This window comes from Microbacterium sp. Root53, assembly GCF_001426925.1.
Classification (GTDB): domain Bacteria; phylum Actinomycetota; class Actinomycetes; order Actinomycetales; family Microbacteriaceae; genus Microbacterium.
Genome location: NZ_LMFR01000008.1, coordinates 29,803 through 42,947, shown reverse-complemented (window position 1 = coordinate 42,947; position 13,145 = coordinate 29,803). Strand labels below are relative to the sequence as shown.

The window sequence follows — 13,145 nt, the reverse complement described above, 5'->3', positions numbered from 1 at the left end:
CTCCCTGGTTCAGAGCGGATGCGGTAGCAGCTCCACTCTGCCGGGAGGTTCTCGTCACATCAGGGAAGCCAGATCAAACAACGTCCCTGGGCAGTACATCTAGGCCGGATGCCGGAGCGCAACACGACGTCGACCGCCGTCGGCACGGTGACTGCTGACCACGCCGGCAGTCGCCAACCGGTCCAGCACGGCAACAATCTCGGCCTCGTCAGGAACCAGCGGGCGTTCAGTCCCCGGGTCGGCGAGCACGACGTACGGGGGCGGCAGCCGCCGCAGGAAGGCGCGAAGATCCCCGAGCGGCAGATCGACCAGGCGTGCCACGAGCCGCACCATGTCGTCCGCCTCGGCACCGCCCGCGCGCAGGAACTCCAGCATCCCCGGCTGCACGGTGGCACCCGAGGCGACCGCGTACGAGACCGCGGATCGGATGTCGGCTCGCGCCGCCCCAGCGGCGAACGAGTCGAGCCGGGCAAGCACATGCGTCTTGACCGCGTCCGGTACGACGGCGCTGTCGAATAGGTTCCGCACCGCGGGCGACGGCAGGATCTGCGGCGTGAGGAACTCGATGATCCGGCGGGACTTCGCGGCTGCGAACGCCCATGTCTCCCAGTCCTGGGTCACCGGTGGGAGGAACGACGATGCGTCATCGGCGATCAGGCCGGCGGCGAGCATCAGCCCGGCGCGTTCCCCGCTCTCCGGGGTGAACGATGCCGGCGGCAGGGGTGTCGGCGGGTGAAGGCTCGTCGCGACCGACACCCGATCCGCCGGCCGAGGAATCGAAATCTCCGCGTTGAGGACATGTGTGGCCAACCGAGTCCGTTCCGCGTCATCGAGGTCGTCCGCGTCAGCGGCACGGAAGCCTGGTTCGATGAGAGCGGCGACGTTCTCGTCGATCTCATCGAACTCATCGAGGTACGTCAGCAGGTTCCGCGCCGACGGATCGGTACGTTTCGACGCCGCCAGCGACGCCCACGCCGACTCCGGGGCATCCGCCAGGACCGGCACCGCGCAGGACGCGGCGGCGCGCCGCACCACCTCCGACACCCGGACGGTGTCCTTCCCGGTCGCCGCGTCGACCGAAGCCAGGATCCGTGCGAACTGGTCGGCATCATCCACGGAGGTCGAGCCGGTTTCGGTGGCGAGCATGTCCAGGTACTCGCCGATCCGCTTCAGCGCGGTGCCGGCGATGCGCGTGTCGGACGCCACGAGCGAGTCCAGCGCCAGCGAATCGCGGGACGTCAGATCCCGCAGGTTCCTTGCCGTCAGGTCGTATCCGCCGTGCCGGATCACGGCCTCACGGGCCGTGTCGCTGAGGAACGACGTGTCCGGCAGCCGGCACCCGAACCGGGCGAGGGAATCCACAACTCTCGTCGCGCGCACCGTCGTCAGGGGTTCCTCCGGCGTGTCCGTGCGAAGGCTGGTGAAGTCGGCGGCATACGCGCGTACGACATCGTCCAGCTCCAACGGCACCGCGTACTCGACATCGTCATCGGTCGAAGCCAGGACGGCTTCCACGAGCGGGGCAAGCTGCTCACCCGACAGCGGCGCGTCTTGGATGAGCCACCGCAGCAGATCGGCGGCCCTCGGGGTGAGCATCTCGATCAGGCGGACCGGCGCAGCCCCCGCTTGCAGGTACTGCTCCAGGAACGCGCGATCATCGTCTTCCCAGGCGGCGATTTGGGCCACCATCAGCGCGGCCTCTCCCGGCCGGCTCACGAGGAGGTGATCGAGGATGGCGATGTTGTAGGCGGCGCGGTCGCCGAGGATGTCCGGGCCCTTGTCGGTGATGATCGCTTCGACGTCGTCGGGCTCGAGCGGATAGTTGATGTCCGGTGCGCCCCGGTCCAGGGCGTGGACGATGTAGTTCTGCGCGTCGCGGCGCAGGTGATCACCGTAGTACTGCGAGATGTACAGCGCGAAGTAGTCGTTGATGTAGCCGCCGGCGACCAGGGCGCGTGCCAGCCGCGACTGCAGCAGCCGATGCGTGGCGGCCGCGAACGACTCCGCCTCGCCTTCGGCGGCGGCATGTGTGAAGTCGGTGCGTGCGTGGATCTCCTGCCACGTGTGATGCCGCAGGAAGCGGATGTCGTCTCGGGCGGAAGCGAGCCGCCGAGTCTGCACGGGCCGCTCCGCATCCGACAGAGCGACCGGGTCGATCTTGTACCCCATCAGCGTCTCGAGACGGGCCGGCGTCCACACCGTGGACCCGCCTCCATGCGTCGAGGCCACGATGATCCTCGTGTCAGGGGTCCTCGCTTTCGTCCAGAACGACGCCTGCCGTACCTCTTCCGCCCGGTACTGGTTCTGCTCGATCTGGATGTACCAGTGGTCCCGATAGGTCGGCTCAACGATGGCGCGCACAACGTTCTCGAGCCGGGCGCCGAGCTGAGCTGCACGGGTGGCGGAGATACCGTGGCGGGCGAGCAGGTCGGCGGCGTCCCGTTCCCGCTTCCGGGCCGCAGCGAGGGACGTGTTCACGATCTCGCGCCACGCGGCGTGAAGCTGATCGAGCCGGCTCTTCCCGAACCGGATCCGCTCGAAGTCCCCCATGTGCACGCTCTTGTACAGGATCATCGCGAACAGACGGTCAGGATCCAGCCCCGGCATCCGGCTCGGGGTGTCCAGGAGACGCGACGCGTACACGTCGTACTCGTTGCGCATGCTCTTGATCAGCCGCATGTCCGCGACGTGCTGCGCGGCGAGGTTCACCAGCGGGGCGGAGACCCCGGTGCCGGTCAACTCACGTGCCATCAGATCGCGCGCGTTGCGGTGCGTGATGAACGGCACCACGGGGATCACCAGGTCAAAGAACTTCGTCCGGTTGGCGCGCTTGACCTCGTCGTCGGCGGCGTCCTCGCCGTCCACCTCGCTGCCGAGCTGTTCGAACACGCTGTCCCGCAAGGCATAGATGAACTTCACATCCGGCGCCGGTTCGCGATCAAACCACGTCCGGCCCGGGCGGCGGCGGTTGCGGACCTGCTCCGAGCCGTTCAGCAGTCCGTTCAAGGCGCGCAGCGCCTCGAAGATCTCGACGTTCTCGAACCGATCGATGTCCTCGAACACCACGATGTCGCGGCCGCTCTGCTCGAAGTAGTACACGATCTCGTCCATGTACTTGTCGAAATAACTGGAGGACTGATCCGACAGGGCGACCGTCGCCGGTCCCGCGCTCAGCCGCTCCAGGAAGATCCGATTGTGACTCACCCACCGCAACGCGGCCACGGTCGAGGCGACGACCAGCACGACCGCCGCGTACGCCGCCTCCGGGGTCAGCGCTAGCGGCTGCTGCTGTAGCACCTCCACGACCGGCTGCAGCAGCCGCAGCAAATACATCACCGCGGCGATCAGCGCCCCAGCCGCGACCGCCAGGCCGATCTCCCGCGGCCATCGGAACCGGGAGATCCGGCGGAACCGGGACCCGCGGGTGCGGCCGGGCTCGTCCCGGTACAGGATCTGCTTGACGATCTCCTTCTGGATCAGATTCGTCGTCGACTCGACCGCCGGCTCATCAACCCCGTCATCCCCATCGTCCCCGTCGGCATTGCGGCGCGCTGGGTTGTCCCCGACCGTGGAGAGCGACAGCTGCAGCACCCGGTCGTGCAGCTGCTCCGACTCGGCGAGATGCTCCAGGATGCTGCTCTTGCCCGTCCCGTACGGTCCCGTCAGTGCGATGTTCCGGACATCGTCCTGCTCGGTGACAGCGCGCATAACTGCACGGAAATAGACATCATGCTGTGCCTCGTCGAACGCTGGCGCGAGGCTCCGAAGGGCAGGCGCGCCGGCACCGGGCTCTGCATGGACCGAGGCATTCATGCCCGCGATGCTAGAGGACGCCAAGGACATCCCGAGGCGACCGGACTGCGAAGCCGGCCTGGGCGAGTCCCTGTCGCGACCAACACGACACACGCTCGGGCGTCGTCCGCTTCGCAGTCTCAGATATCCCAGGGTTCCGGGTTCAGCACCCACACCGCTCCCGCAGCCCGGACCGTCGGCATCAAGGGTCTGCCTATATCAATGAGCGCACTAGAGAGGATCACCCGCATCCGCGGTGGTACGAGCGCATTGGGGTTCACCACGTCGAGGTTACGCGGGGACGAACCTCGCCGGAGGTCCGGCGCGCGAAGCATGGCTTTTGGTCTTCGCGCCGTGACCTTGGGCGGCATAGCGATCGGCAGCGCGCTCGTATGTGAATCGGAGCATCGAGGCGGGCGGAGTCTCGCATTCCGCAACCACGGGCACAGCGCGCGATCGGCGGCTGGCGGACACGCGTACGGGGGCGTTGAACGGATAGCCGACAGCGGCGCTGGCTATGTGTCTCATCGTTTGCGAACAACGACCCGGTTGTCTACCGCGGAGATGTCGGGTGGCCTCAGCCGCCGGGCATTCGCGTTCAGGCGAGCCTGTCCAAGCGCAGGAGGCAGTCACTGACAACTTCCGGGAGACGGATCGCGTGCCTCGGGAAGCTCTGCGCCCGCGTTATTCTGCGGGTCGCGCGTCTCACGCTGTGTCAACTGCAGTGAGAAGGGACATCCGGAGGCTGTGGCGCGGCACCCGCGCGGACGATCTGCCGTGCCATCGTGTCAGCCGCGTCACAGCTCCCGGCGTGCGGCGATCAGCGGGCAGTCGAATGGGCCCCGCCCTCCTCGGCCCAGTCCTGGATGCGCGAGTCGTCGTCGGCCGCCGCCGCGCCGTGACGTCGGGTGAACCCGATCGACTCGGCCAGCGCTGCGACGGATGCGGCGCGGACCTGCTCCCGGTCGGACGCGTCCTGCACGCGGTGCTCGCGCTCGTGGCGCTCGGCCAGGAGCGAGGAGCTGATGTCCGCGAGCCGCTCGGCGAGGACCGCGGCGAGGCCGTCGCGAAGCTCCTCGAGATTGGTGTTCGCGATCTCCAGGCGCCGGTCGGCGACGCGCAGCTCGACCGTCGGGAAGCCGTTGGCGGACAGGAAGGAGCGCGTGGCCGCGCTCTGGATCGCGACGACCTCGTCGTGATCCGTGCGGCGCGTGAACACCGCCTCGACGGTGTACCGGTCAGGTGCGCGCTCGGTCAGGAGCGTGTCCGGAAGCGAGCCGATGAGGACGGACCCCAGACCCAGCGGTTCGGGGCTCTGCCCCGCGATCTTCAGTTGTGCATTCATGTCCTGACGGTACGCCCGGAACATGTGCGGGCACACAGGTTCGAGGGCCGCGGCGGCCGGACGGCCGCGGTTCACGGCGCGGTGCGATACTGCGCGCGTGAAGCAGGTCGCGGTCGGCCTCCCTCGGTGCGGCGCCGCCGCGCGGCTGCGCGATGCGCCCGCCGTCCGGATCGCGGCGATCTACGTCGCGGCGCGCGTGATCACGACCGCGTTCTTCCTGCTCGGGAGCGCGATGGCGCCGGCCGATTCGCGCTTCGGCCCCGGTGCGGACCTCGGCACCTACCTCCAGGCGTGGGACGCGCAGTACTACCGCCGCATCGCGATCGAGGGGTATCCGGTCGTCCTGCCGCTGACGGACGACGGCGAGGTCGCGCAGAACGCGTGGGCGTTCATGCCGCTGTTCGCCTGGGCCGCGGGCGCTCTGGGCGCCGTGCTCGGCGGCTGGGGCGCCGGCGCCGGGGTGATCGCGCTCGTGTCGGGGTACCTCTGCTGCCTCGTGCTGCGGCGGATGCTTGTCGAACGGATCGGGGAGCGGGCCGCGATGTGGGCCGTGGCGTTCTTCGCGGCGGCGCCGCTCGCCGCGATGTTCCAGGTGGGGTATGCCGAGGCGCCCTTCCTGCTGCTGATCCTGCTCGGCATCCGGTGTCTGCAGCGGCGCGAGTACGCGTGGCTGTTCGCGATCGTCCCGGTCATGGCGTTCACGCGGCCGGGCGTGCTGGCGTTCGCGCTGCTGCTCGGGCTGTTCGGCGCGTGGCGCTGGCTCTGCCGCCGGCGCGAACCGCTCGCGCGCGGCGAGCTCATCCGGCTGGCGGGAGCGGCCGCGCTCGCGGTCGGTCTCGGGTTCGGATGGCAGCTGATCGCGGGAGCCGTGACCGGGCGGATGGACGCCTACCTCGAGACGGAGCTCTCGTGGCGCCGGCTGTGGGTGGGCGACACCGGTCCGTTCGTGCCGTTCGAGGGCTGGCTACTCGCCATCGACTACTGGTTCGGCCAGTGGGGTCTCGACCCTGCATGGGGCCTCGCGGGGCTCGTCGTCGCCGTCGTGGGCGTGGGGCTGGTCCTCGCCCTTGACCCGCGGGTGCCGCGCCTCGGCGTGGAGGCGCGGCTGTGGGCCGCGAGCTACCTGCTGTACCTGCTGGCGGTCTTCCTGCCGCAGTCGAGCGTGTTCCGCCTGCTGTTCCCGCTGGCGCCGCTGTGGGGTGCGGTCGCCCAGCCGCGGAGCCTCGCATGGCGGCTCGGCGTGCTCGCCGCGTGCCTCGCGGGCCAGTGGTGGTGGATCTGGTGCATGTACGGCCTGGGCACGGAGTTCTGGCACATCCCGTGAGGTCGTCGCCCCGAGCTGCCGCTTCGAAGCGGCAGCTCGCGGCAACCGGCTCAGCCGCGCCGGGCGCGCTCGGAACTCCCTCGCGGGGCGGCACGCACCGTCTGGCCGGAGCGCGCACAGGCTGGTCGATCTGCGCATCCGAACAGGACCTGTGTGGGCGAATCGTTAGCAGACTGCACGTCAAACCGGGTGAAACGGTGGATTGAGTTGGATCCCGGCGCCCTCCGCTGGCCGTACGCTCACCAGGGGAGGGGGATCCCGGATGGTCGATATCATGCCCAGACTGGAGCGACCGGAGACGCCGCGGCTGAGCGCGCGGGTCTTCGAGGTCCTGGTCGAGGCGTTCCGCGAGGGACGGCTCGACGAGGGAGAGATCCTGCGCGACTCGGAGCTCGCCGCGCGGCTCGGAGTGTCGCGGATGCCGGTGCGGGAGGCGCTGCTGCGACTCGAGCGCATCGGACTGATCGACGTCGAGCCGAGCCGGTTCACGCGCGTGACGCACGTGACGGAGAAGCTCGCGCAGGAGTCGCTTGCGTTCGCGGGGTACACGGGCGGGATGCTGCTGCGGATGCTGCTGCCCGACCTGTCCCCGGCCGATCACGCCACGCTGCGGATGCGCGTGCGCGCGCTCGCCGTCGCCGCCGACGTCGCGGCGTTGGCCTTCGCGCTCGAGGAGCTGCTGTCGTTCCTGATCGGGATCGATCCCCGTCAGTTCGCCGCGCGGATGCTCGCCGACACGGTGCCGGCCGTGGGCCGGAACGTCCGGGCGCTCCGTCGGCCGCTCGAGGAGCTCGCCGACCTCGGCGCGGTCGAGGATCTGCGCGCCGCGGTCGAAGCCCGTGACGCGGCGGCCGCCGAGGCCGCGCTCCGGGATCTGCGCCGACTCGGCTGAGCCGGGCCGGCACGTCAGGATGGGGCGGTCGAAAGGGAGAAGTGGGGGCTGAGACTCCGGAGCGCGGAGAGCACGCGAGAGCCGTGTTCGACGCGCTCGCGCGGGACGACTGGCGCGTCGCCGCGCGTCTGGTCGCCGAGGACTGGGCGGCGCTCATCGCGCGCGACGCGACGGTGATCGAGGCCGTGGCGGACGCCATGCCGGCCGAGGCGTTCGACGAGCACCCGGAGTGGATCGTGGCGCGCTCCTACGCCCGGCACCTGCGGCTGGACGCGAGCGTGCGGCCGCTGGTCTACGCGGATCTCGCGCCCGAACCGGATCCCGCGGACTCCGCGCGCGTCGCCGCCATCCTCTGGACGAGCCGGGCCGGCGGCGCCCGCACGGGCGGCGACCTGCCGGCGGCGCTGGACTACGTGGCCCGAGCCCGCGCCGCGGCCGCGGCGGCGGGCGGAGAGCTCGAGCAGGTGCTCCCGAACCTGCAGTTCCAGTGGGCCCTGTCCCACCTGCTCGCCGACGACGCCCCGACGGCGATCGGGCTGCTGGCAGAGGCGTACGCGGGCGCGGAGGCGACGGGCAACAGCCGCACGCAGATCAACGCGTCGGGCGAGCTCGCCTGGCTGTTCGCGCTGGGCGGTCGCGGCGTCGACGCGGACGCGTGGCTCGCTCGCCACGAGCGGCTGCGAGCGGAGCATCCGGACGTGACCGCCGTCCACGTCTCCGGCGCGATCGCGCGGTCCATCCGGGCGTGGGACCGCGTGGACCTGCCGCTGGCGGACGAACTCATCGGGGCCATCCGGCTGCGCGAGGCCGGCGAGCGCATCCCGTTCCTGGCCGGGGGCCGGCTCATGGTGCGCTCGCGCCTCGACGTAGCCTGCACGGCGGCCCTGCTCAGCGAGTTCGACACCGTGCTCAGCGCGCTGCCTCCGCATCTCGACGCGGTCCCTTTCCTGGCGCAGCACAACCGGATCATCCGCTCGGAGGCGCTGCTGATGCGGGGGAACGCGGCCGCCGCGATCCGGATGTTCACGGAGGGCGACCACTCCACGGGACCGTTCGCCGCAGCGCGCCGCGCGATCTCCTACCTGCTCGTCGACGACGCGGTCCGCGCCGAGAGCGAGGCGTCGTCGGTGATCGCGGCCGAGACCGGCCGCCTGCGGCTGGTCATCGAGGCGCACCTGGTGCGGGCCGCGCTCGCGCAGCGCGCGGGGGACGGCGCCGGCGCGGCGGACGAGCTGCGCCTGGCCCTCGACCTCGCACGGGCGCACACCTGCTTCATGCCGTTCAGCATGATCCCGCTCGACGAACTGCGCGCGCTGACCGCCGCGGTGCCCGGCGCGGCCGGCGCGGCGTGCGCCGCGGGGGCGATCGCCAGCGGCAGGATGACCGCCGTCGCCGCGACCGCGGCGGCGACCGCGCCTCGGGTCCGGCCGGTTGCGCCGCGGGCGTCCGCGGGGCGTGGTGTGATCGGCTGCATCTGCGCGCCGTCCTTCCTCTGCGTCGGGGGATCGTGCGGGCGCGACCGGACACCGGGGAGGAGAGGCGCGACCCTCGCTCACTGTGGTGGCGGCGGGTGAACGCGCGGAGAGCAGGCGGCGACGTGCGGGAGACGCGGAGGAGACGCATCGCGGCGCAGCGCCACGGTGCGGATGTCCGGCGCGTCACTCGGCGGTGTGCCGGACCTCGAAGCGGTTGTAGGGCGCCGAGGGGAACACCTGCTCGGTCAGGCAGACCGTGCCGCCGGCGGCGAACACCTCGACCACGGTGCCGTCCGCGACGATGAGCAGCTCCACGTCGCCGACGCCGGCGGGGAGCGGAGCGCGGGCCACGGCGCGGAACTCCGCGTGGAAGCCGGTGTCGCCCGACGCTCCGCGGTCGCACGCGATGACGCGCGCGTCGGCATCTACCGTGACGACGAACTCCTCGCCCGACGCGTTCGACAGCGACGCGGTGGTGCGGCCCCCGCCCCGCGGGGCCGAGAACCTGTGCGCGCGAAGCATCGACGGAGCGGCCGGAAGCACCGGAGCCTGCGCGAGCGCGAGCCTTCCGTCGGCCCGACGCACGAGCGACATCTCGCGCACCAGCGACATCGCCGAACGCCACGGGCCCGTCGGCGTCTCTTCGGCGTACAGCCAGTTGCTGGCCCATCCGACCATCAGGCGGCGCCCGTCGGGCACGTTCGCGAAGGACACGGCCGCGTAGTAGTCGTGCCCGTAGTCCACCCAGTCGAAGTCTGCGAGGTCGTCGGATTCGACGATCCGCTCGGGGGTGAACGTCGTGCCGTCGAAGTCGCCCAGGAAGTACTGCGTGCCCGAGCCCCCCGCGATGCCGCCGGGGTTGAGGCTGACGATCAGGACCCAGCGGGTCTCGCCCGTCTCCGCGACCGTCAGGGGGAAGAGGTCGGGGCACTCCCACACGCCTCCCGTGGCGTGGGCGGGGCCGAACTGCGACGTCTTCGTCCACGAGATGAGGTCGGGCGACGTGTAGAAGAGCACCCGGTGCTCCGTGGCCGCGACGACCGCCATGACCCAGTGCCCGTCGTCGCCGCCGTACCAGAACACCTTGGGATCCCGGAACTCGCTGGATCCGATGTCGAGGACGGGGTTCCCCGCGTAGCGGGTCCACGTCTCGCCTGCGTCGACGCTGAAGGCGAGCGACTGCGCCTGCGTCGTGCGGCCCGATCCGGGGTGCGCCGCGGCCGTGTAGATCGCCACGAGCGCGGTCTCGCCCGGTCCGGCGAAGCCGGCGGTGTTGTGAGCATCGACCACCGCGCTGCCCGAGAACGCCATCTCGTCCTCGGTGTGAGGGATCGCGATGTCGCGCTCTGTCCACGTCACCAGGTCGGTGGACGTCGCATGGCCCCACGAGATGTTCCCCCACGTGCTGCCCGACGGGTTCGTCTGGAAGAACAGGTGATACACGCCGTCGTGGAAGAGCAGGCCGTTCGGGTCGTTGAGCCAGCTCCGCCGCGCGGTGAAGTGCGCGGACGGGCGGATCGAGGTGGTCGCCGGGCTGGTGGCGGTCGAGGTCACGAAAGGGTCTCCTGGGATTCGAATGCGGTCCGATGGGGCCGGGCGAGGACGCCGATGCAGGGGAGGAATTCAGCAGAGGACGACGGGGAGGGGGGGGAAGGCCGGGGCGCCGCGAGGGACGCCCCGACCCCGGATCACTCGCCGCCCTGCTGGAAGCGGTCGTACGCCTGCTGATAGACCCCGATGACGTCGTCGACGCCCATGGTCTGCAGCTGCGACACGTAGCCGTCCCACTCGCTGTCGATTCCGCCCTTCACGACCCACGAGGCGAACTTCTCCTTGACGAGCGCGTTGATCTCGGGGACGGTCAGCGAGATCTGGTCGAGCTCCTCGTTCGAGAGCATGACGGGCGGGTAGCCCTCGTTCGCGCGGTGCGGCTCGTAGAACTCCTGGACGAGCTGCTGCCGCTCCGCCGCGCGGGGCTCGGGTGCGACGACGGTCGCGAAGTCCTCGGCGGTCGTGATGCGCGGCCCGCCGGGAGCGACGCGCTGGCGGCGCTCGCCCTCGGACTCGCCGGCGGCGGCCGGGATCTGCACGAGCATGCCGGTCTCGTCCTCCTCGAGCGTCACGCCGATCGGGCCCCACGCGACCTGCGCCGACATCACCGGGTCGAACAGGCGGTCGGCCCAGCGGATGGTGGCGGCGGGGTATTCGTTGGCGCGCGTGATCGCCATGGCGCCGCGCCCGATCTCCTGGTTGTTCGCGACGCTCGCGAGACGCTCGCCGTCGACGCCCTCCAGGACGCCCACCAGCGCGTAGTCGTCCATGCGGTCCTCGCCGACGAACTCCTTCAGCTCCCACCAGAAGAACGAGCCCAGGACCGGCGTCTCGGACTTGCCTTTCGCGAGGTAGGCGACGTCATCCTGCGAGAACGACTCTGGGTCGATCAGGCCCTCGGCGTACCAGTCGGCCAGCGCGCTCACGCCGGCGCGGTACTCCTCGGTGTCGGCCGTGAACTCGACCGTGCCGTCGCGCACGATGCGGTGGTCGTTGTTCTCCGGCTGACCGCCCAGCGCCGCGATCAGGTCGTGCGGGTTCGCGCAGAACGAGTCCGTCCGGAAGGAGAGCGGGATCTCGTCCTTCAGGCCGTTGCCGTTGGGATCCTGGGTGGCGAAGGCCGCCAGTGCGTCGTGGTATTCGTCGATCGTGGTGGGCATCGGGAGCCCGAGGGTGTCGAGCCACGCCTTGTTGATGTACAGGAAGTTGGGGAACGCGAGGATCCCGAGCTCCTCGACGCTCGGCAGCGAGTAGATGTGGCCGTCGGATGACGTGATCGCGGCGCGGATGTCGGGACGCTTCTCGAGGATGCCCGACAGGATCGGCGCGTGCTCGGCGATGAGGTCCTCGAGCGGGAGGAGCGTGCCGTTGCTGCCGTACTCCACGATCTCGGCGTCGCTGAGCCCCGTGTTGTAGAGCACGTCGGGCAGATCCTGGCTCGCCAGCATGAGGTTCTTCTTCTCGGCGTACACCTGGTCGACGAGGTTCTCCCACTCGATGGCGATGTTGGTGTCGCTCTGCCACTGCTGCACGAGCTCCATGTCGCCGTACTCGGGGGCGAGCGCCGACTTGGTGCCGCCGAACGTCAGCGTGAGCGTCTCGTCCACGATGGGAAGGCCCTCCGCGTTGAAGCCGTAGTCGGCGGACTTGTCCTCGATCTCGGTGGGGCCTGCGGCGGCGCAGCCGGCCAGGGCGATGCCGGCGGCGGTCAGCCCGGCGGCGGTGACGGTGAAACGACGGTGTCTCATTGACGGTTCCTTCTGTGGGTGGTGGTGGGGGTCTGGGGTGGACCGCTCAGCTCTTCACCGCGCCGAGGAGAGCCCCCTGGGCGAAGTGCTTCTGCATGAACGGAAGGACGATGAGCAGGGGGACCGTCGAGATGACGATCATCCCGTACTTGATGAGCTCGCCCAGGCGCTGGGCGGCGGCGTACGAGTCGAGCGCTCCGGAGCCGCCCGCGGCGGTGACCTCGGACTGGATGAGCACGTTGCGCAGCACGAGCTGCAGCGGGTACTTGGCCTCGTCGCTGAGGTAGATGAGCGCGTCGAAGAACGCGTTCCAGTTGGCGACCAGGTGGATCATGATCATCAGGAAGATGAGCGGCTTTGACAGCGGCAGCACGATCGTGAAGAAGAACCGGAAGTCGTCGGCCCCGTCCAGCTGCGCGGCCTCGCGCAGCTCGTTCGGCACGTTGTTCTCGAAGAACGCCCGCGCGATGATCAGGTTCCAGACGCCGACGGCGCCCGGCAGCACGATCGCCCAGATCGTGTCGAGCATGCCCAGGTCGCGCACGACCAGGTAGCGGGCGATCAGACCGCCGTCGATGAACATCGTGATGAGGAAGACGAGCATCAGGACGCGGCGTCCGAACAGGTCGCGACGCGAGAGCGCGTACGCGCCGAACAGGATGGTGACCACGCTGATCGCCGTGCCGACGACCGTGTAGAGCACGGAGTTGGCGAAGCCGCGCACGATCGTGGGGTCGGAGAAGATCCGCGTGTAGCCCTCGAGCGTGAAGCCCTTGGGCCAGAGCCACACGTTGCCGTTGAGGATCTCGGCCGGCTCGCTGACCGACGCGATCACGATGAAGTACATCGGGTAGAGGATCGCGGCGATCGCGACGAGGAGCGTGCCGATCGCGATCGCGTTGAAGATCGGATCCGCCGCGCGCTCGCGCCACGAGGCGCGACGAGGGGTGCGGGGGCCGCGCGCGACGGGCGCGTCCGGGGCGATCAGTGCCTGGGTCTGTGTCAGGGTCATGGCTTC

General features: G+C 70.1%; 8 protein-coding genes. 3 read left to right on the top strand and 5 right to left on the bottom strand.

The genetic code is table 11. The annotated features are described in order from the left end of the window. Positions 1-99 precede the first annotated feature (99 nt). The gene (locus ASD19_RS04085; protein WP_156377102.1) at positions 100-3,813 is read right to left on the bottom strand and encodes a YobI family P-loop NTPase; all 3,714 of its coding nucleotides are present in this window, start codon (positions 3,811-3,813) and stop codon (positions 100-102) included. Positions 3,814-4,612: 799 nt separating this feature from the next. Then, entirely contained in the window at positions 4,613-5,137 is a 525-nt protein-coding gene (locus ASD19_RS04080; RefSeq protein ID WP_055988885.1) for a hypothetical protein, read from the bottom strand. Positions 5,138-5,234: 97 nt separating this feature from the next. Between ASD19_RS04080 and ASD19_RS04075 the strand changes: the two genes are divergently transcribed. The 3 genes from ASD19_RS04075 to ASD19_RS04065 all read left to right on the top strand — a co-directional run bounded on the left by ASD19_RS04075 (position 5,235) and on the right by ASD19_RS04065 (position 8,927). Next, positions 5,235-6,461, top strand: a complete 1,227-nt coding sequence (locus tag ASD19_RS04075; protein ID WP_235562963.1) for a hypothetical protein — start codon at positions 5,235-5,237, stop codon at positions 6,459-6,461. Positions 6,462-6,735: 274 nt separating this feature from the next. Continuing rightward, positions 6,736-7,353, top strand: coding sequence for a GntR family transcriptional regulator (locus tag ASD19_RS04070; RefSeq protein ID WP_162246646.1), 618 nt, complete (start codon positions 6,736-6,738; stop codon positions 7,351-7,353). Between the two features lie 83 nt (positions 7,354-7,436). Further along, positions 7,437-8,927, top strand: a complete 1,491-nt coding sequence (locus tag ASD19_RS04065) for a hypothetical protein (protein WP_055988876.1) — start codon at positions 7,437-7,439, stop codon at positions 8,925-8,927. A gap of 84 nt (positions 8,928-9,011) precedes the next feature. Here ASD19_RS04065 and ASD19_RS04060 read toward each other — a convergent pair whose 3' ends face one another. The 3 genes from ASD19_RS04060 to ASD19_RS04050 form a co-directional block, all read right to left on the bottom strand. Continuing rightward, entirely contained in the window at positions 9,012-10,382 is a 1,371-nt protein-coding gene (locus tag ASD19_RS04060; protein WP_055988875.1) for a glycoside hydrolase family 32 protein, read from the bottom strand. 134 nt (positions 10,383-10,516) lie between these two features. Next, positions 10,517-12,127 (bottom strand): ABC transporter substrate-binding protein, encoded by a 1,611-nt coding sequence (locus tag ASD19_RS04055; RefSeq protein ID WP_055988874.1) that lies wholly within the window; start codon positions 12,125-12,127, stop codon positions 10,517-10,519. Positions 12,128-12,173: 46 nt separating this feature from the next. Then, positions 12,174-13,139, bottom strand: coding sequence for a carbohydrate ABC transporter permease (locus ASD19_RS04050; RefSeq protein ID WP_055988873.1), 966 nt, complete (start codon positions 13,137-13,139; stop codon positions 12,174-12,176). Between the last annotated feature and the right edge of the window lie 6 nt (positions 13,140-13,145).

Excerpts from the sequence above, each read along its gene's own strand:
- ASD19_RS04080 (WP_055988885.1), bottom strand. The coding sequence starts at position 5,137 with ATGAATGCACAACTGAAGATCGCGGGGCAGAGCCCCGAACCGCTGGGT.
- ASD19_RS04055 (WP_055988874.1), bottom strand. The coding sequence starts at position 12,127 with ATGAGACACCGTCGTTTCACCGTCACCGCCGCCGGGCTGACCGCCGCC.
- ASD19_RS04070 (WP_162246646.1), top strand. The coding sequence starts at position 6,736 with ATGCCCAGACTGGAGCGACCGGAGACGCCGCGGCTGAGCGCGCGGGTC.
- ASD19_RS04085 (WP_156377102.1), bottom strand. The coding sequence starts at position 3,813 with ATGAATGCCTCGGTCCATGCAGAGCCCGGTGCCGGCGCGCCTGCCCTT.
- ASD19_RS04050 (WP_055988873.1), bottom strand. The coding sequence starts at position 13,139 with ATGACCCTGACACAGACCCAGGCACTGATCGCCCCGGACGCGCCCGTC.